Source organism: Isoptericola sp. NPDC057653, assembly GCF_042799955.1.
Classification (GTDB): domain Bacteria; phylum Actinomycetota; class Actinomycetes; order Actinomycetales; family Cellulomonadaceae; genus Isoptericola.
Genome location: NZ_JBHVHP010000001.1, coordinates 1,786,113 through 1,804,527 on the forward strand (window position 1 = coordinate 1,786,113; position 18,415 = coordinate 1,804,527).

The following is an 18,415-nucleotide window of genomic DNA, read 5'->3' on the forward strand; positions in this document are numbered from 1 at the left end:
GGTCGTGAGAGGACGGGTGCCGATGGCGGGATCGCAGTCCTCGTTGCGCGAGGCCAACCGCGCCCGGGTGGTCGAGGCGGTCAAGCGGCACGGCGGGCTGACGCAGGTCGAGCTCGCGGGGGCCACGGGGCTGTCGCAGGCGTCGATCTCGACGATCGTCAAGGAGCTCGTCGCCGCCGAGCTGTTCGACGTCCGCAACACCGTCCGCTCGGGGCGGCGCGCCCAGCTCGTCACGCTCGCGCACCAGACCGGCCTCGTGTCGGGCGTCGTCGTCGGCCGGCGGCAGCTCAAGGTCGCCGTCGCCGACGTCTCGCACGAGGTGCTCGCCGAGCAGGTCATGCCGCTCGCGGACGCGCACCGCGCGGACACCAGCCTCGACCGGGTGGCGCTCCTGATCGTGGAGCTCCTGGACCGCCTGGGCACCGCGATGGACGAGCTCCAGGGCATCGGGGTGGCGCTGCCGGCGCCCGTCGACGCCGCCACGGGGCAGGTCTCCGTGCGTGGCGTGCTGCGGGGCTGGGACAACGTCCCGGTCGCCCAGGTGCTGACGAAACGGCTCGCCAGGCCCGTGTTCGTGGACAACGACGCCAACCTCGGCGCGCTGGCGGAGAGCACGCTCGGCGCGGCCCGCGAGGCCCGCGACGCGATCTACGTGCGCGTCGGCCACGGCGTCGGCGCGGGGATCGTGATCGGCGGCCGCGTGCACCGCGGCGTCGCCGGGACGGCGGGGGAGATCGGCCACGTCCAGGTGGATCCGGCGGGCCGGATCTGCAGCTGCGGCAGCCGCGGGTGCCTCAACACCGTGGTCGGCGAGGAGGCCCTGCTGGAGGCCCTGCGCACCAGCCACGGGTCGCTCACCCTGCGCGACGTCGTCCGGCTCGCGAACGACGACGACCCGGGGTGCCGCTCGCTCGTGCGCGACGCGGGCGCCACCGTCGGCCGCGTCGTCGCGAACGTCGCGACCGCGTTCAACCCGGAGCGGATCGTCGTGGGCGGTGAGCTCGCGGAGACCGGGGACTTGTTCCTCGAGCCGTTCCGCGAGATGGTCCAGCGCCAGTCGGTGCTCCAGCAGGCCGAGCCGCCGGTGGACGTCGTCGCCGCCCAGCTCGGCACCCGCGCGGAGCTCGAGGGCGCGTTGTCCCTCGTCCTGCAGCACATCGACGTCTTCGAGACCCGGGAGGGCATGGCCCTCCCCCCGCAGCCCCAGGAGGAACTGCTGTGAGCGGCCGTCCGCCCGTCCTCGCGCTCCGGAAGGTGAGCAAGTTCTTCGGCGCCGTCGAGGCGCTGGTCGACGTCGACCTGACCCTGCACGCCCACGAGGTGGTCGCCCTCGTGGGCGACAACGGGGCGGGGAAGTCGACCCTCGCCAAGGTGGTCGCGGGAGTCCTGTCCCCCGACTCCGGGCAGGTCGAGATCGACGGCGAGCAGGTGACGATCCCGTCGCCCTCCGCCGCCAACAAGCTGGGCATCGCCAGCGTGTTCCAGGAGCCCGCGCTCCTGGAGAACCTGGACGTCACCGCCAACGTGTTCCTGGGCCAGGAGATGGCCCGCTCGGGCGTGCTCCGCGAGGACGAGATGGTGGAGCGGACCCGCGAGCTGCTGCGGAACCTCACCGTGCGCATCCCTGCCGTCGACACGCCGCTGCGGCACCTCTCGGCGGGCCAGCGGCAGGCCGTGGCGATCGCGCGGACGCTGGTCGGCTCGCCCCGGATCGTCGTCCTCGACGAGCCCACGGCCGCGCTCTCGGTGGCGCAGACGGCCGAGGTGCTGACGTACATCGAAAGCCTGCGTGACCTGGGGCTCGGCGTCATCCTCATCAGCCACAACCTCAACGACGTGCGCGCCGTCGCGGACCGCGTCGAGGTGCTGCGGCTGGGCCGGAACAACGGCTCGTTCCCCGCGACGACCAGCCACGAGCGGCTGATCGCGGCGATCACGGGCGCCGTCTGAGCCGTTACCGGGTTGCAACCTGATCCTTGTCTTCATTAGTTGACGACAAGATTGGTCCAGGTCTAGCGTCTCCGGTGCCCGAACGGAGAAGTCGGGTACCAGAGCGGCCACCGAGGGCTCGCTCGTGCTTCGAAGGAGACGCGATGCCCGATCGCCACGCACTGCTCGAGATGCGGTCGATCACCAAGGAGTTCCCGGGTGTCCGCGCGCTGGACGAGGTCTCGCTCGTGGTCAAGGCGGGGGAGATCCACGCCATCTGCGGCGAGAACGGCGCCGGCAAGTCGACGCTCATGAAGGTCCTGTCGGGCGTCTACCCGCACGGCACCTACGACGGCGAGATCTGGTACCAGGGCGCCGAGGTCGCGTTCAAGGACATCCGCTCCAGCGAGCAGGCCGGCATCGTGATCATCCACCAGGAGCTCGCGCTGATCCCGGAGCTCTCGGTCACGGAGAACATCTTCCTCGGCAACGAGGTCCGCGGGCGGCTCGGCATCGACTGGGACCAGGCGCGTCGCCAGGCCACGGAGCTCCTCGCACGGGTCGGCCTGCGGACGTCGCCCGACACGCTCATCAAGAACATCGGCGTCGGCCAGCAGCAGCTCGTCGAGATCGCCCGGGCCCTGGCCAAGGACGTCAAGCTCCTCATCCTCGACGAGCCCACCGCGGCCCTGAACGAGGACGACTCCGAGCACCTGCTGGACCTGCTGCGCGGCCTGCGCTCCAAGGGCCTGACCAGCATCATGATCTCCCACAAGCTCAACGAGATCGAGGAGATCGCCGACTCGATCACGATCATCCGCGACGGCCGGTCGGTCGAGACGCTCGACGTCCGCGCGGGCGAGATCAACGAGGACCGCATCATCCGCGGGATGGTGGGCCGGTCCCTCGAGTCCCGCTTCCCCGAGCACACGCCGAAGATCGGTCAGACGTTCTTCGAGGTCGAGGGCTGGACCGTGGAGCACCCCGAGGTGCCCGGCCGCCTCGTCTGCAAGGAGTCGGCGTTCTCGGTCCGGCGCGGCGAGATCGTCGGCTTCGCCGGCATCATGGGCGCCGGCCGCACCGAGCTGGCGCGCTCGATCTTCGGCCGCAGCTACGGCCGGTTCCTGGGCGGGACGCTCCGGATGGACGGCAAGGAGATCTCCGTCCCCGACGTCCTGTCCGCGATCCGGCACCGCATCGCCTACGTCTCCGAGGACCGCAAGACCCTCGGCCTGAACCTCCTCGACTCGATCAAGGAGACGGTGATCGCGGCGAACCTGGCGCGGGTGTCGTCCGGGCCGGTCATCGACGACGACAAGGCGTTCCTCGCGGCCGAGGAGTACCGCAAGTCGCTGTCGATCAAGGCCCCCGACGTCCGGCGCGGCGTGTCCACCCTGTCCGGCGGCAACCAGCAGAAGGTGCTGCTCGCGAAGTGGATGTTCACGGAGCCCGAGCTGCTCATCCTCGACGAGCCCACCCGCGGCATCGACGTCGGCGCCAAGTACGAGATCTACGGCCTCATCCAGCGCCTCGCCGACGAGGGCAAGGGCGTGGTCGTGATCTCCTCGGAGCTCCCCGAGCTGCTCGGCCTGTGCGACCGGATCTACACGGTCTTCGAGGGGCGTGTGACCGGCGAGGTGTCCCGCGAGGACGCCACGCAGGAAGAGCTCATGCGACTCATGACCGGCGCCCCCGCGACCGCGGCCCGCTGACCCACCGACCCGAACCCACGGAAACGAAGGAACCTACGACGATGTCGTCACTCAAGCAGCTGTTCGGCGGAGGCCTCCGGCAGTACGGCATGGTGATCGCGCTGCTGGCGCTCATCGTGTTCTTCCAGATCGCCACCGGCGGCAAGGTCCTCACGGCGTCGAACGCGCAGAACATCATCATCGGCAACTCGTACATTCTGATCCTCGCGATCGGGATGGTGCTCGTGATCATCGCCGGGCACATCGACCTGTCGGTCGGATCGGTGGCCGCGGTCACGGGCATCATCGTGGCCATCGCGCTGCGCGACTGGGGCATCCCGTGGTGGGCGGGCATCCTCCTCGGGCTCGCCGTGGGCGCGGTGATCGGCGCCTGGCAAGGCTTCTGGGTGGCGTACGTCGGCATCCCCGGCTTCATCACCACCCTGGCCGGCATGATGCTGTTCCGCGGGCTCAACCAGTACATCGGCCAGTCGAACACCGTCCCGGTCCCGACCCAGCTCCAGCAGCTCGGCGCCGGCTACCTGCCCGAGTGGGGCCCGAACACCGGCCTCAACAACTCGACGCTGCTGCTCGGCGTCCTCGCGATCGTGGCCGTCGTCTGGTCCGAGCTGCGCCGCCGGGCACGCGCCCTGCGCCTCGGCATCGAGCCGGTCCCCGTGACCGTCTCCGTGGTGCGCCTGGTGGTCGTGGCCGCGGTGATCGCGTACGTCACGTTCCTGTTCGGCTCGGGCCGGTACGGCACCTCGTTCCCGATCCCGGGCGTCGTGCTCGCCGTGCTGGTCATCCTCTACAACTTCATCGCGTCGCGGACCGTCGGCGGCCGCCACGTCTACGCCGTCGGCGGCAACCGTGCCGCCGCCGCGCTGTCGGGCGTGAACATCCGCCGCACCAACTTCTTCGTGATGATGAACATGTCCATCCTCGCGGCGCTCGCGGGCATGGTCTTCGTGGGGCGCGCCACGGCGTCCGGCCCCTCGGACGGCAACATGTGGGAGCTCGACGCCATCGCCGCCGTCTTCATCGGCGGCGCCGCGGTCTCCGGCGGTGTCGGCACGGTCGTCGGCTCCGTCATCGGTGGTCTGGTCATGGCCGTCCTCAACAACGGCCTGCAGCTCATGGGCGTCGGCTCGGACATGACCCAGATCATCAAGGGCCTCGTGCTCCTCGTCGCCGTCGCGTTCGACGTGCACAGCAAGGTCAACGGGCGCCCCTCCATCATCGGCCTCTTGTTCCCGGGCCGACGCGACAAGGGCGCGGGCTCCGGTCCGGGCGCCGAGGCGTCGCAGCCGAGCGCCCCGGTCGCCGAGGGTGCCACCTCGACCCCCTGACCAACCCACGACGCGGCCGCCGGGGCCGGTCAGGCCCCGGCGGTCTCACCCCGCACCACCCCGGCTCCACCTCTGCTCCACCCCAGGACAGCTCCGTCCAGACCGGCGCCCGACGATGGGCGCCTGCACAGAAAGTTGGACAGCATGAAGATCAAGCTCACTTCGGCGATCGTCGCCTTCGCTGCCGTGGGAGCGCTCACGCTCTCCGGCTGCGGCTCCTCGGACCGCGGTGGCGACACCGCCGGCGGCGGCGAGAGCGCGGCCGCCGGCTTCGAGGAGGGCGCGACCATCGGCGTCGCCCTCCCGCAGAAGACCTCGGAGAACTGGGTCCTCGCCGAGAACCTGTTCAACGACGGCCTGACCGAGGCCGGCTACAAGCCGATCGTGCAGTTCGCGAACGGTGGCGTCTCGGAGCAGCAGAACCAGATCCAGGCCATGATCGAGCAGGGCGCCAAGGTCATCGTCGTCGGCGCCATCGACGGCTCGCAGCTCGGCTCGCAGCTGAAGGCCGCGCACGACCAGGGCATCAAGGTCGTCGCGTACGACCGCCTGCTGCAGAACACCGACGCGGTCGACGTCTACGAGGCGTTCGACAACTTCCACGTCGGCGAGCTCCAGGGCCAGTCGCTGCTCGAGGGCCTCAAGGACCGCAAGGGCGAGGGCCCGTACAACGTCGAGCTCATCTCCGGCTCGCCGGACGACGCCAACTCGAAGCCGTTCTTCGAGGGCGCGATGAGCGTGCTGAAGCCGAAGATCGACGACGGCACCCTCGTGGTGAAGTCGGGCCAGACCACGCAGCAGCAGACGGCGACCCAGGGCTGGAAGGCGGAGAACGCCCAGAACCGCATGGACACGATCCTGTCGGGCAGCTACAAGGACGAGGACATCGACGGCATCCTGTCCCCGAACGACACGCTGGCGCGTGCCGCGCTCACCTCGGCCAAGCAGGCCGGCAAGGACGTCCCGGTCGTCACGGGCCAGGACTCCGAGGTCGAGTCGGTGAAGTCGATCATGGCGGGCGTGCAGTACTCCACCATCTACAAGGACACCCGCAAGCTCGTCGCCGCGACGATCGACGCCGTCGACTCGTACCAGGCCGGTGAGGACGCCGAGGTCAACGACACCAAGTCCTACGACAACGGCGTCAAGGTGGTCCCGGCCAACCTGCTCGAGCCGGTCATCGTGACCAAGGACAACGCCGAGGAGACCTACGCGGGCGACCCGACCCTCGAGGACGTCTTCAAGTAAGCCCTCGCCGGGCCGCGCGGCCTGACGACGACGGCGGGCCGTACCCCCTGCGGGGGGTGCGGCCCGCCGTCGTCCCTCAGCGGAAGACGACCGTGCGGTGGCCGTCGAGCAGCACGCGGTGCTCGGCGTGCCACCGGACGGCGCGGGCCAGGGTGCGGCGCTCCACGTCCTCGCCGAGGGCGACGAGGTCGGCGACGGCCCGCGAGTGGTCCACGCGCTCGACGTCCTGCTCGATGATCGGGCCCTCGTCGAGGTCGCCCGTGACGTAGTGCGACGTCGCGCCGATGAGCTTCACGCCGCGGTCGTGGGCCTGGGCGTAGGGGCGCGCGCCCTTGAAGCTCGGCAGGAACGAGTGGTGGATGTTGATGACCTTGCCCTGGAGGTCCCGGCACAGCTCGTCGGACAGGATCTGCATGTACCGCGCGAGGACGACCAGCTCGACGTCGAGCTCGGCGACCAGCTCGCGCAGCCGGCCCTCCGCCTGCGCCTTGGTGTCCTTCGTGACCGGCACGTGGTGGAACGGCTTCCCGTAGAAGGCGGCCATGTCGGCCAGGTCGGGGTGGTTGCCGACCACGCCCACGACCTCGACCGGCATGTCCTGGTAGCGCTCGCGGTAGAGCAGGTCGACCAGGCAATGCGGTGCCTTGCTGACCAGCACCAGCGTGCGCAGGCGCCGACCGACGGCGTCCAGCTCCCACGTCATGCCGAACCGCTCCGCGACGGGGGCGAGCGCCGCCGCGAGGGCGTCGCGGCCCGCGTCCGCCGCCACCTGCACGCGCATGAAGAACAGCCCCGACGCGGGGTCGCCGAACTGCTGCGACTCGGTGATGTTCCCGCCGTGCTCGGCCAGCACGCCCGCCACCGCGTGCACGATGCCCGGGCGGTCGGGGCAGGAGAGCGTCAGAACCCATTCGGTGGTCACCGGACCATTGTGGCCGACGGCTCCCGCCGCGCGACGACACGTCCGCCGTCCGTCTGCGACGATGTGTCCATGAGCGAGGCACCAGGCACCGACGCCCAGGAAGTCGAGCACGAGGAGGCGGCGGACACGCTGCGGATCGCGCTCGTCGACGACGCCCACGCGGGCGAGCTGCTGACCCTGCGCCGGGCGGCGTTCGTCAGCGAGGCGCAGCTCTACGACGACCCGCACATCCCCCCGCTGACGCAGACGCTGCACGAGCTGCGCGACGACATGGCGCGCGACGACGTCGTGACGGTCGGCGCGTGGGAGGGCCACCGCCTGGTGGGCTCGCTCCGCCTGGAGATCGAGGGGGCCCGGGCCACGCTCGGGCGCCTGGCCGTGGCGCCGGACCAGCAGGCCAAGGGCATCGGCACCTCGCTGATGTTCGCGATCCTGCAGTTCCTGCCGTCCGAGGTGACCGAGGTCTGGGCCTTCACCGGCAAGGACTCCAAGAAGAACCTCGCCATGTACACCAAGCACGGCTACGAGGAGCAGTACGAGCGCGCGGCCGGCAAGCTCACGCTCACCTACCTGCGCCGGGTGCTCGACGAGGTCGACGCGAGGAACGCGGCCGAGGAGCGATGACCGACGGCGACGGACGGGCCGCGCGACCTCGGTCGCGCGGCCCGTCCATGGCCGACGTCGCGGCCGTCGCGGGGGTCTCGCACCAGACCGTCTCCCGCGTCCTGAACGACCACCCGAGCGTGCGCGGCGAGACGCGCCAGCGGGTGCTGGACGCCATCGCGACCCTCGGCTACCGGCGCAACAGCGCCGCCCGCGCCCTGGCGACCGCGCGCTCGACGACGCTCGGCGTCGTCACGACGGGCTCGGCGCTGTTCGGGCCCACCAGCACGCTCATCGCGATCGAGGGCGCGGCGCGCGAGCAGGGGTACTTCGTGTCCCTCGCGTCGCTGCGCCGGTACGACGCCGACGCGATGCACGAGGCGCTGGAGCACTTCATGGACCAGGGCGTCGAGGCGATCGTCGTGATCGCGCCGCAGGACGACGTCGCCGCGGCGGTGGAGTCGTTCCGCGCGCCCGTGCCGGTGCTGGTCGTGGCGGCGCTCGAGCGGCCGCCGCGCGACGCGGGCACCACGGGCGCGGGGCCGACGACCCTCTCGCTCGCGGTGGACCAGCGCGCGGGCGCGCGGGCGGCGACGGACCACCTGCTCGACCTCGGCCACCGCGACGTCCTGCACGTGGCCGGGCCGCAGGACTGGTTCGACGCGCGCGAGCGGGCAGCCGGGTGGCGCGAGGCGCTCACCGCCCGGGGGATCGTTCTGAGCCGGCCGCGGCTCTGCTCGTGGTCGGCGGAGGACGGGTACGCGGCGGGCCGCGACCTGGCGGAGGCGATCGCCGCGCAGGAGGGGCCCACCGCGGTGTTCGCCGGGAACGACCAGCTCGCCCTCGGCGTCCTGCGCGCCTTCTGGGAGCGCGGCGTCTCGGTGCCCGACGACGTGTCGGTGGTGGGCTTCGACGACGTGGCCGGGGCCGCGTACTTCGTGCCGCCGCTGACCACGGTGCGCCAGCCGTTCGCCGAGCTGGGGGAGCGCAGCGTGGCCATGGTGGTCGCGGCGCTCGGCGCCGGCCCGGTGCCGACGGAACGGATCGAGCCGACGCTCGTGGTCCGCTCGACCACGGCACCACCGCCCGCGCGCTGACCGGCGCCGCGGAACCTGACCGTTGACCGCCGTCCTGGCGGGTCGGTAGATTCTCCGCGTCAAGTTCTACATCGTTGTAGAGGAGTGAGGATGCGCAGCACACCGACTCGATGGTCCCGGGTCGCCGCCGCGGGGGCGCTGGTCGCCGCGCTGGTCGGGACGTCGCTCGTGGCCGCCGCCGCCGGCGCGGCCGAGGCCGGACCCGTACCGACCGGGGCCACCGTGAGCGGGCCCGCCGTCGCCCAGGCCGTGCTCGCCGGGAAGGGGACCCCCGGCAGGCCCGCGCGCGAGCTGCCGGCCGCGGGCCTCTCGGTGGCGGGGGAGACGGCGCCCGTCCACGACCCGGCGCTGGTCGTCGACGACGACGGCACGTGGCGCGTGTACTCGACCGGCCTGGTGCACCGCGAGAACGGCGGCACCGTCCAGATGTGGTCGAGCCACGACGACGGCGTCACCTGGGCCTACGACGGCACGGTGTGGGACGAGATCCCCGCCTGGATCGACGAGCGCTTCGCGGGCCCCGACGGGCAGGGCGTGCTCCCCGACAACCTGTGGGCGCCGGAGGTCTACGAGCACGACGGCACCTACTACCTCTACTACTCGGCGTCACGGTTCGGCACCAACACGTCCGTGACGGCGCTGGCCACCAACACCACGCTCGACCCGGACGACCCCGACTACGACTGGGTCGACCAGGGGCCCGTGATCAGCTCCCCGGCGGACATCGCGGGCGGCAAGACGTTCAACGCGATCGACGCGGGCATCGTCGAGGGTGCCGACGGCACGCCGTACATGGCGATCGGCTCGTACTGGTACGGCGTCTTCCTCGTGGAGCTCGAGTGGCCCGGCGGCACGCTCGCCCCCGGCGCGCTCGAGAACGCCACCCACCTCGTCGACCGGTTCGTGCCGGGCAACCCCGTCGAGGCGCCGTACGTCTACGCCCACGACGGCTGGTACTACCTCTTCGTCTCCTACGACGCGTGCTGCCGCGGTCTCGACAGCACCTACAAGATCGCGGTGGGCCGGTCGCGCGACGTCACCGGCCCCTACCTCGACAAGGACGGCAAGGACATGCTCGGCGGCGGGGGCACCGTGCTGCTGGAGTCGCACGGCGCCGCCGTGGGCCCGGGCGGCCAGTCCGTGTCCGACGGCGTGCTCGCGTTCCACTACTACGACGCGGCGAACGAGGCGGTCCCCGGCTTCCCGACGCTCGGGCTGCAGCGCCTCGGCTGGCAGGACGGCTGGCCCGTGGTGGACCAGGCCGTCGCGGCGCCGGTCGTGAACGCCGGCCCGCGGGACCAGCGCGTGCGCGCCAGGCAGCCGGCGACGTTCCGCGTCGAGGTGACGGGCGTGCCCGTCCCCGTGGTCACCTGGGAGACGTCCGCCGACGACGGCGCGACCTGGGTCGCCGCCCCGGGCGCCGCTGCCCGTGCCTCCGGTGGGGTCGCGCGCTGGACGATCAAGCACCCCGACGCCGCGCAGGACGGGGCGCTCGTGCGTGCCGTCGTCGCCAACGCGCACGGCACCGTGCGCAGCGATCCGGCGGCCCTGGCCGTCGTCGCGCCGGGCCGGTAGCGCGGGCCCGGCGATCGAGCGTGCTGGCTCGATCCTCATTCCGCACGGATGAGGATCAAGCCAGCACGCTCGCTGCCCTCGCGGGTTGGGGCTGGTCCATGTGAGCGCTAACATCGAGTGACGCCCCGACGGGCGGAGCACACCTCGAGGACGCCCGGCAGCGGGCAGGGACGGAGCAGGGATGACGCAGGCGGCGCAGCCGGACGGCACGTCCGCGATCCGGGAGGCGATCGCCGCGGGTCGCACGTCGCTCGGCATCGAGCTCGGGTCCACCAACATCAAGGCGTGCCTGGTGGGCCCCGACCACGAGCCCGTCGCGAGCGGCTCGCACGCGTGGGAGAACGAGCTGTCGGACGGCGTGTGGACCTACTCGCTCGACGCGGTCCACGCCGGGCTGCAGGGCGCGTACGCGGCGCTGGTCGCCGACGTCGAGCGCCGCTACGGTGTGCGCCCCACCACCTACGCGGCGCTGGGCGTCTCGGCGATGATGCACGGCTACCTGCCGTTCGACGCCGACGGCGCGCTCCTCGTCCCGTTCCGCACCTGGCGCAACACCAGCACCGGGCCGGCGGCCGCCGAGCTGTCCGCGCTGTTCGGGTACAACATCCCGCTGCGCTGGTCGATCGCCCACCTCTACCAGGCGATCCTCGACGACGAGCCGCACGTTCCGCAGGTCGCGTCGTTCACCACCCTGGCCGGATACGTGCACCGCGCGCTGACCGGCCGGCACGTGCTCGGCGTCGGCGACGCCTCGGGCATGTTCCCGATCGACCCCGCCACGGGCGACTACGACGCGCGGATGCTCGAGCAGTTCCGGCACCTGGCCGCGGCCAAGCGCCCCGGGCTGCACGTGGAGGGCCTGCTGCCGCAGGTCCTCACCGCGGGCCAGGACGCCGGCCGGCTCACCGCCGAGGGGGCGGCCCTGCTCGACCCCACGGGCGTGCTGCGGCCGGGCGTGCTGCTGTGCCCGCCCGAGGGAGACGCGGGCACCGGCATGGTCGCCACCGGCTCCGTGGCGCCGCGCACGGGCAACATCAGCGCGGGCACCTCGATCTTCGCGATGGTCGTGCTGGAGCAGCCGCTGGCGAGCGTGCACCACGAGCTCGACCTCGTGACGACGCCGGCCGGCGACCTCGTCGCGATGGTGCACTGCAACAACGGCGCCAGCGAGCTCGACGCGTGGGCGGGCGTCTTCGGCCAGTTCGCGGCCGCGCTCGGGCAGCCGGCCGAGCCGGACGCCGTCTTCGGCGCGCTCTTCCGGGCCGCGCTGGACGGCGCGCCCGACGGCGGCGGGCTGCTCGCCTACAACTACCTCGCCGGGGAGCCGATCACCGGCCTCGACGCCGGGCGCCCGCTCGTGGTCCGCACCCCCGACAGCCGGCTCACGCTGGCGAACTTCGCCCGCACGCAGCTCTACGGCGTGTTCGGCACGCTCGCGCTCGGCATGCGCGTGCTGCACGGCGAGGGCGTCGCGATCGACACGATGTTCGCGCACGGCGGCCTGTTCCGAACCGCCGGCGTGGCCCAGCGCCTGCTGGCCGGCGCGATCGACGCCCCCGTCGCCGTCGGGCAGACCGCGGGCGAGGGCGGCGCCTGGGGCATCGCGGTCCTCGCGGCCTACGCCCGCGCGGTCTCCGACGCCGCGGACGCCGCGGCGCGCGACGACGGGGAGGCCGCGCCCGCCCTCGACGCCTACCTCACCGACCGGGTCTTCGCCGGCGCCCGGCTCGACGTCGCCACGCCCGACCCCGCCGACGTCGCCGGCTTCGCGGCGTACCTCGAGCGGTACGCCGCCGGCCTCGCGGTCGAGCGCACCGCCACCGAAGCGCTCTGAACGGCCGCACCGCCGCCGGCGCCCCGACCACCGCACTGGAGAACCCCATGAGCACCCGCACCGAGGTCCCGACGCACCTGCGCGCCGCCGTCGACGCCGCGAAGGAGAAGGTCGCCGCGCTGCACGCCGAGCTGCCCCGCTGGGAGCTGGTCGTGTGGACCGCCGGCAACGTGTCCGAGCGCGTCCGCGACGAGCGGACCCCCGACGGCTCGGCCGACCTGCTGGTCATCAAGCCGTCCGGCGTCGCCTACGACGACATCACGCCCGCCGCGATGGTCGTGTGCGACCTGGACGGGACCCTCGTCGAGGGCGACCGGTCGCCGTCGTCGGACACCGCCGCGCACGCCTACGTGTACCGGCACATGCCCGAGGTGGGCGGCGTCGTGCACACGCACTCCACGTACGCGACGGCCTGGGCCGCGCGCGCCGAGGAGATCCCCTGCGTGCTCACGATGATGGCCGACGAGTTCGGCGGCCCGATCCCCGTGGGCCCCTTCGCGATCATCGGCGACGACTCGATCGGCCGCGGCATCGTCGAGACCCTGAGCGGTCACCGCAGCCCGGCCGTCCTGATGCGCAACCACGGCCCGTTCACCATCGGCAAGGACGCCCGCGCCGCGGTCAAGGCCGCCGTGATGGTCGAGGAGGTGGCCCGCACCGTGCACGTGTCGCGCCAGCTCGGCGAGCCGCAGCCCATCGCGCAGGAGCACGTCGACTCCCTGTACGCCCGCTACCAGAACGTCTACGGCCAGCGCTGAGCCGGCCGCCCGCCGAACCAGACCTGATCCAGACCTGACCCAGACCTGACCCAGAGAGGGACACCCATGAGCAAGCCGTACGCCGACCGCGAGGTCTGGTTCTTCACCGGCAGCCAGGACCTGTACGGCCCCGAGACGCTGGAGCAGGTCGCCCAGCAGTCGCAGGAGGTCGCCCGCGCGCTCGACGCGTCGTCCGACGTGCCCGCCACCGTCGTGTGGAAGCCGGTGCTCAAGGACGCGGCCTCGATCCGCCGCGCGATGCTCGACGCCAACGCGGACGACAAGGTGCTGGGCGTCATCACCTGGATGCACACCTTCAGCCCCGCGAAGATGTGGATCTCCGGGCTGGACGCGCTGCGCAAGCCGCTGCTGCACCTGCACACGCAGGCGAACGTCGAGCTGCCGTGGGCCGACATCGACTTCGACTTCATGAACCTCAACCAGGCCGCGCACGGCGACCGCGAGTACGCCTACCTCGCCACCCGCCTGGGCGTCGCGCGCACCACCGTCGTCGGGCACGTGTCGAACCCGGCCGTGACCCGCCGCGTCGGCACCTGGGTGCGCGGCGCCGCCGGCTGGGCCGCCACGCACGAGCTGAAGCTCGTCCGCTTCGGCGACAACATGCGCAACGTCGCCGTCACCGAGGGCGACAAGACGGAGGCCGAGCTGCGCTTCGGCGTCTCCGTGAACACGTGGGGCGTCAACGACCTCGTCGCCGCCGTGGACGCCGTCGACGACGCCGCGGTCGACGCGCTCGTCGCGGAGTACGAGGAGCTCTACGACGTGGTCGAGGAGCTGCGCCGCGGCGGCGAGCGGTACGAGTCGCTGCGGTACGCGGCCCGCCAGGAGATCGCGATGGAGGCGTTCCTCGTCGAGCGCGGCGCCAGGGCGTTCACCACGAACTTCGAGGACCTGGGCGCCCTGCGCCAGCTGCCCGGCATCGCCGTCCAGCGGCTCATGGCCCAGGGGTACGGCTTCGGCGCCGAGGGCGACTGGAAGACCGCCGTCCTGGTGCGCGCGGCCAAGGTCATGGGCGAGGGGCTGCCCGGCGGCGCCTCCCTCATGGAGGACTACACCTACGACCTCACTCCCGGCTCCGAGCTCATCCTCGGCGCCCACATGCTCGAGGTATGCCCGTCCCTCACGACGTCCAAGCCCCGCGTGGAGGTCCACCCGCTCGGCATCGGCGGCAAGGAGGACCCGGTCCGCATGGTCTTCGACGCGGACGCCACCGAGGGTGCCGTCGTCGTGTCGTTGGCCGACATGCGCGACCGGTTCCGCCTCACCGCGAACGTGGTCGACGTCGTGCCGCCCACCCACGACCTGCCGAACCTCCCCGTGGCCCGCGCGGTCTGGGCGCCCCGCCCCGACTTCACCACCTCGGCCGAGGCGTGGCTGACCGCCGGCGGCGCGCACCACACGGTGATGTCCACCGCGGCCGGCGTCGAGGCCTTCGAGGTGTTCGCGAACATCGCCCGCACCGAGCTGCTCGTCATCGACGAGTCCACCACCCGCCGCGGCTTCGCCGACCAGGTGCGCTGGAACCAGGTGTATTACCGCCTCGCCCAGGGGCTCTGACCTCACGACCGGCGGTTCGGTAGGCTGACGCCGCCGTGCCGCCGGTCGGCGGACGTACCCGATGGAGGCCCCGCATGGCGAGTCCCGGTGCCGACAAGCCGAACATCCGGCAGGTCGCGCAGCTCGCCGGCGTCTCGCACATGACCGTGTCGCGGGTGCTCAACGACCACCCGTACATCCGGGAGGCCACCCGCCGCCGCGTCCAGGACGCCATCGACGAGCTGGACTACCGCCCGAGCATGACGGCCCGGGCCCTGGCCACCCAGCGCAGCCGCCGCATCGGCGTGCTCGTGGAGAGCGCCGTGGAGTTCGGGCCGACCAGCACGGTGCGCGCCGTCGAGTCCGCCGCCCGCGCCTCCGGCTACGCGGTCAGCTCGGTGCTGCTGCGGGCGGGGGAGGAGATCACCCCCCAGGAGGGCGTCGACCACCTGATCGCGCAGGGCGTCGACGCGCTCTGCGTCGTGGCACCCCGGTCGTCGTCCATCGCGGCGCTGCGCCGCATCGCCGTCGGCGTCCCCGTGCTCGTCGTCAAGCCGGACAAGGACCCGACCTTCCTCACGGTGACCGTGGACCAGAAGGCGGGGACGGCGCTCGCGGTCGACCACCTCGTGTCGCTCGGGCACCGGGACGTCCTGCACCTGGCCGGCCCGCTCGACTGGCTCGACGCCCGGACCCGGGAGCGGGCGTTCCACGCCCGGGCGAAGTCGTGGGGGCTGCGCGAGCGCCCCATCGTCGTCGGCGACTGGACGGCGGACTTCGCCTACGACTTCGCGCGGGGCATCCGCGAGCTGCCGGAGTACACCGCGATCTTCGTCGCGAACGACGACATGGCGGTGGGGCTCGTCCACGGCCTGCACGACCGCGGCTTCTCCGTGCCGGACGACCTCAGCGTCGTCGGCTTCGACGACATCCCCCTGGCGCGGCACGTCATCCCCCCGCTGACCACCGTGCGGCAGAACTTCCACGCCCTGGGCGTCTCGGTCGTCGACGTGCTGCGGGCCGCGATCGAGGAGCGGGAGATCCCCGCGGTGACGCGCATCCCCCCGGAGCTCGTCGCGCGGGCGTCGAGCGCGCCGCCGCGGAAGAACGGCTGATGCGCGCGCAGGTCCCGGCGGCCCCGGTGGTCGAGATGTACGGGATCACGGTGGAGCTCTCGGGCGTGCGGGTCCTCGACGACGTGGACCTGGTGCTGCGCCCCGGCGAGGTGCACGCCCTCATGGGCGAGAACGGCGCGGGCAAGTCGGTCCTCATCGGGGCGCTGACGGGGACGGTGCCGTTCCTCGCCGGGTCGGTGCTGGTCGACGGCGCCCCGACCACGCCGACGGGCGTCGCCCGGAGCCGTGCGGACGGCATCGCGACCGTGTTCCAGGAGACCCACCTCAGCCCGCACCTGACCGTCGCCGAGAACGTGATGATCGGCCACGAGGTGCGCCGCTGGTCCGGCATCGACTGGGGGCGGACCCGGCGGCGGGCGTCGGCGGCGCTCGCCGCGCTCGGGATCGAGGACATCGACCCGCGCGCGCCGCTGTCGTCGCTGTCGCCCGCGACCAAGCAGCTCGTCGCGGTGGCGCGCGCCATCGTCCTCGAGCCGCGGGTGCTGGTGCTCGACGAGCCCACGTCGAGCCTGGACGAGGACGAGGCGGCCCGGCTGCTGGGCGTGGTCCGCCGCCTGCGGGACCAGGGCGTCGCGGTGCTGTTCGTCTCGCACTTCCTCGAGCAGGTCTTCGAGGTGAGCGACCGGATGACGGTGCTGCGCGCCGGCCGGGTGGTGGCGGAGTACCGCACGGCCGAGGTGGAGCGCGCCGAGGTGATCTCGAAGCTGCTCGGCGAGGACATCGACGCCCTGCAGGCGCTGCGGTCCGAGCGGCTCGCGCACCACTACGCGCGGCCCGGGGAGGTCACGCTGCGCGCGGCGGCGATCGGCCGCCGCGGCACCCTCGAGCCCACGGACGTCGAGCTCTCGCGGGGCGAGGTCGTCGGGCTCGCCGGCCTGCGCGGCTCCGGGCGCACGGAGCTGGCCCGCCTGATGAGCGGGGCGGAGCGCGCGGACCGCGGCGAGCTGTGGCTGGACGGCCGGCGCGTGCAGCTGCGGAACCCGGCGGTGGCCCTGCGGCACCGCATCGCCATGTCGAGCGAGGACCTGCGGGGCGACGGGATCGTCGCCGGGCTCACGGTGCGGGAGAACATCGTGCTCGCGCTGCAGGCCCTGAGGGGCTGGTCGCGCCCCCTGTCCCGGGGCGAGCAGGACGCGGTCGTGGACACCTACCTCGACGCCCTGCACCTGTCGGCGGACGACCTGGACCGCCCCGCCGGCGAGATGTCGGGAGGGACCCAGCAGAAGATCCAGCTCGCCCGGCTGCTCGCCACGCGGCCGCACGTCCTGATCCTCGACGAGCCGACGCGCGGCATCGACATCTCCGCGAAGCTCGACATCCAGCGCCGGGTGGCGCGCCTGGCGGGCGAGGGGGTGGCCGTCGTCTTCATCTCCTCCCAGCTGGAGGAGGTGGTGCGCCTCGCCGACCGCATCGTGGTGCTCAAGGACCGCGAGAAGATCGGCGAGCTGAGCAACGGGCCGGGCGTCACGGTGGACACCATCGTCGAGATGATCGCCGCCGACCTGGACGAGCTCGACCCGGAGGGCTGACCGCCCCTCCCACCGGCCCGCGACGGCGTTACGAGATCGTGACGTCGAATCCTGGACACCCTCTATGTGACCGGTCACATCCTTCGCTATGTTAGCGGTCACACAAGCCCAGCCGGGTGGGTCGGAGCGGACCCACGGACCGGAAGCACCGGTCGGCCGGCGTCTCGAGGAGGAGACCATGAGCAAGAACTTCCGGCGCGCGAGCGCGGCGCTGCTCGCAGCCCTCACGGCGGCCTCGCTGGTCGCGTGCAGCAGCGAGCAGGCGCCCCAGGGCGGCGGCGACGCCAGCACGGACGCGGGGTCGGGCAGCGACACCATCACCCTCGGCTTCTCCCAGGTCGGGGCGGAGTCCGGCTGGCGCGCGGCCAACACCAAGTCCATCCAGGAGACCCTGACGAAGGACAACGGCTTCGACCTCAAGTTCTCCGACGCGCAGCAGAAGCAGGAGAACCAGATCCAGGCGATCCGGTCCTACATCCAGCAGGGCGTGGACGTCATCGCGTTCTCGCCCGTGGTCGAGACCGGCTGGGACGCCGTGCTCGAGGAGGCCAAGTCCGCCGGCATCCCGGTGATCCTCACCGACCGGGCCGTCGACAGCGAGGACGACTCCCTGTACGAGTCGTTCATCGGTTCCGACTTCGTCGAGGAGGGCAAGCGCGCCGGCGAGTGGGCCAAGGAGCAGTACGACGGGCAGGGCTTCAAGGCCGTCGAGCTGCAGGGCACCACCGGCGCCGCGCCGATGATCGACCGGCAGCAGGGCTTCGCCGACGCGATCAAGGGCAGCGACATCGAGATGATCGACTCGCAGACCGGCAACTTCACCCGCACCGAGGGCAAGCAGGTGATGGAGGGCTTCCTGCAGAAGTACGACGACATCGACCTCGTCTTCGCCCACAACGACGACATGGGCCTGGGCGCGATCGAGGCGATCGAGGCCGCGGGCAAGGTGCCCGGCAAGGACATCAAGATCATCACCGTCGACGGCGTCAAGGACGGCATGCAGGCCCTCGCCGACGGCAAGATCAACTACATCGTCGAGTGCAACCCGCTGCTCGGCCCGGACCTCGCCGAGATCGCGAAGAAGGTCGTGGCGGGCGAGGCCGTCGACAAGCGCATCGTCACCCAGGACGAGGCGTTCGACCAGGAGGCCGCCAAGGCCGCCCTGCCGGACCGGCAGTACTGACCCC

15 protein-coding genes are annotated in these 18,415 nt (G+C 72.3%); 14 read left to right on the top strand and 1 reads right to left on the bottom strand.

Translation table 11 applies throughout. The annotated features are described in order from the left end of the window. Positions 1-4 precede the first annotated feature (4 nt). The 5 genes from ACFU9A_RS08080 (at position 5) to ACFU9A_RS08100 (ending at position 6,217) form a co-directional block, all read left to right on the top strand. Complete coding sequence (locus tag ACFU9A_RS08080; RefSeq protein ID WP_430574712.1) at positions 5-1,222, top strand: ROK family transcriptional regulator; 1,218 nt, start codon at positions 5-7, stop codon at positions 1,220-1,222. Next, positions 1,219-1,950 (top strand): ATP-binding cassette domain-containing protein, encoded by a 732-nt coding sequence (locus ACFU9A_RS08085; protein ID WP_430574713.1) that lies wholly within the window; start codon positions 1,219-1,221, stop codon positions 1,948-1,950. The genes ACFU9A_RS08080 and ACFU9A_RS08085 overlap by 4 nt, the downstream gene beginning before the upstream one ends. 143 nt (positions 1,951-2,093) lie before the next feature. Further along, positions 2,094-3,641, top strand: a complete 1,548-nt coding sequence (gene mmsA / locus ACFU9A_RS08090; protein ID WP_430574714.1) for a multiple monosaccharide ABC transporter ATP-binding protein — start codon at positions 2,094-2,096, stop codon at positions 3,639-3,641. A gap of 41 nt (positions 3,642-3,682) precedes the next feature. After that, on the top strand, positions 3,683-4,969 hold the full coding sequence (mmsB, locus tag ACFU9A_RS08095) for a multiple monosaccharide ABC transporter permease (RefSeq protein ID WP_430574715.1): 1,287 nt from the start codon (positions 3,683-3,685) through the stop codon (positions 4,967-4,969). 144 nt (positions 4,970-5,113) lie between these two features. Then, positions 5,114-6,217: a substrate-binding domain-containing protein gene (locus ACFU9A_RS08100; RefSeq protein ID WP_430574716.1), complete on the top strand. Its 1,104-nt coding sequence runs from the start codon at positions 5,114-5,116 to the stop codon at positions 6,215-6,217. A 76-nt stretch (positions 6,218-6,293) separates the two neighbouring features. Here the strand turns inward: ACFU9A_RS08100 and purU are convergent, their stop codons facing one another. Beyond that, positions 6,294-7,139, bottom strand: coding sequence for a formyltetrahydrofolate deformylase (gene purU / locus ACFU9A_RS08105; protein WP_430574717.1), 846 nt, complete (start codon positions 7,137-7,139; stop codon positions 6,294-6,296). A 69-nt stretch (positions 7,140-7,208) separates the two neighbouring features. Here purU and ACFU9A_RS08110 point away from each other — a divergent pair, with 69 nt between their 5' ends. The 9 genes from ACFU9A_RS08110 to ACFU9A_RS08150 all read left to right on the top strand — a co-directional run bounded on the left by ACFU9A_RS08110 (position 7,209) and on the right by ACFU9A_RS08150 (position 18,411). Beyond that, on the top strand, positions 7,209-7,763 hold the full coding sequence (locus ACFU9A_RS08110; RefSeq protein WP_430574718.1) for a GNAT family N-acetyltransferase: 555 nt from the start codon (positions 7,209-7,211) through the stop codon (positions 7,761-7,763). Next, entirely contained in the window at positions 7,760-8,839 is a 1,080-nt protein-coding gene (locus tag ACFU9A_RS08115; RefSeq protein WP_430574719.1) for a LacI family DNA-binding transcriptional regulator, read from the top strand. The genes ACFU9A_RS08110 and ACFU9A_RS08115 overlap by 4 nt, the downstream gene beginning before the upstream one ends. 90 nt (positions 8,840-8,929) lie before the next feature. Further along, the gene (locus ACFU9A_RS08120) at positions 8,930-10,414 is read left to right on the top strand and encodes an arabinan endo-1,5-alpha-L-arabinosidase (protein ID WP_430574720.1); all 1,485 of its coding nucleotides are present in this window, start codon (positions 8,930-8,932) and stop codon (positions 10,412-10,414) included. A 181-nt stretch (positions 10,415-10,595) separates the two neighbouring features. Beyond that, entirely contained in the window at positions 10,596-12,248 is a 1,653-nt protein-coding gene (locus tag ACFU9A_RS08125; protein ID WP_430574721.1) for a xylulokinase, read from the top strand. Positions 12,249-12,295: 47 nt separating this feature from the next. Further along, positions 12,296-13,006 carry an L-ribulose-5-phosphate 4-epimerase gene (locus ACFU9A_RS08130; protein ID WP_430574722.1) on the top strand — a complete coding sequence of 237 codons (711 nt, stop codon included), beginning with the start codon at positions 12,296-12,298 and terminating at the stop codon, positions 13,004-13,006. Between the two features lie 66 nt (positions 13,007-13,072). Beyond that, the gene (araA, locus tag ACFU9A_RS08135) at positions 13,073-14,584 is read left to right on the top strand and encodes an L-arabinose isomerase (RefSeq protein ID WP_430574723.1); all 1,512 of its coding nucleotides are present in this window, start codon (positions 13,073-13,075) and stop codon (positions 14,582-14,584) included. Between the two features lie 74 nt (positions 14,585-14,658). Further along, entirely contained in the window at positions 14,659-15,678 is a 1,020-nt protein-coding gene (locus ACFU9A_RS08140; protein ID WP_430574724.1) for a LacI family DNA-binding transcriptional regulator, read from the top strand. Then, positions 15,678-17,228 (top strand): sugar ABC transporter ATP-binding protein, encoded by a 1,551-nt coding sequence (locus ACFU9A_RS08145; protein ID WP_430574725.1) that lies wholly within the window; start codon positions 15,678-15,680, stop codon positions 17,226-17,228. The genes ACFU9A_RS08140 and ACFU9A_RS08145 overlap by 1 nt, the downstream gene beginning before the upstream one ends. 178 nt (positions 17,229-17,406) lie before the next feature. Further along, positions 17,407-18,411: an ABC transporter substrate-binding protein gene (locus ACFU9A_RS08150; protein WP_430574726.1), complete on the top strand. Its 1,005-nt coding sequence runs from the start codon at positions 17,407-17,409 to the stop codon at positions 18,409-18,411. Positions 18,412-18,415 lie beyond the last annotated feature (4 nt).

Coding starts and splice junctions, on each gene's coding strand:
- mmsA (WP_430574714.1), top strand. CDS start 2,094: ATGCCCGATCGCCACGCACTGCTCGAGATGCGGTCGATCACCAAGGAG.
- mmsB (WP_430574715.1), top strand. CDS start 3,683: ATGTCGTCACTCAAGCAGCTGTTCGGCGGAGGCCTCCGGCAGTACGGC.
- ACFU9A_RS08100 (WP_430574716.1), top strand. CDS start 5,114: ATGAAGATCAAGCTCACTTCGGCGATCGTCGCCTTCGCTGCCGTGGGA.
- ACFU9A_RS08110 (WP_430574718.1), top strand. CDS start 7,209: ATGAGCGAGGCACCAGGCACCGACGCCCAGGAAGTCGAGCACGAGGAG.
- ACFU9A_RS08115 (WP_430574719.1), top strand. CDS start 7,760: ATGACCGACGGCGACGGACGGGCCGCGCGACCTCGGTCGCGCGGCCCG.
- ACFU9A_RS08120 (WP_430574720.1), top strand. CDS start 8,930: ATGCGCAGCACACCGACTCGATGGTCCCGGGTCGCCGCCGCGGGGGCG.
- ACFU9A_RS08125 (WP_430574721.1), top strand. CDS start 10,596: ATGACGCAGGCGGCGCAGCCGGACGGCACGTCCGCGATCCGGGAGGCG.
- ACFU9A_RS08130 (WP_430574722.1), top strand. CDS start 12,296: ATGAGCACCCGCACCGAGGTCCCGACGCACCTGCGCGCCGCCGTCGAC.
- araA (WP_430574723.1), top strand. CDS start 13,073: ATGAGCAAGCCGTACGCCGACCGCGAGGTCTGGTTCTTCACCGGCAGC.
- ACFU9A_RS08140 (WP_430574724.1), top strand. CDS start 14,659: ATGGCGAGTCCCGGTGCCGACAAGCCGAACATCCGGCAGGTCGCGCAG.
- ACFU9A_RS08145 (WP_430574725.1), top strand. CDS start 15,678: ATGCGCGCGCAGGTCCCGGCGGCCCCGGTGGTCGAGATGTACGGGATC.
- ACFU9A_RS08150 (WP_430574726.1), top strand. CDS start 17,407: ATGAGCAAGAACTTCCGGCGCGCGAGCGCGGCGCTGCTCGCAGCCCTC.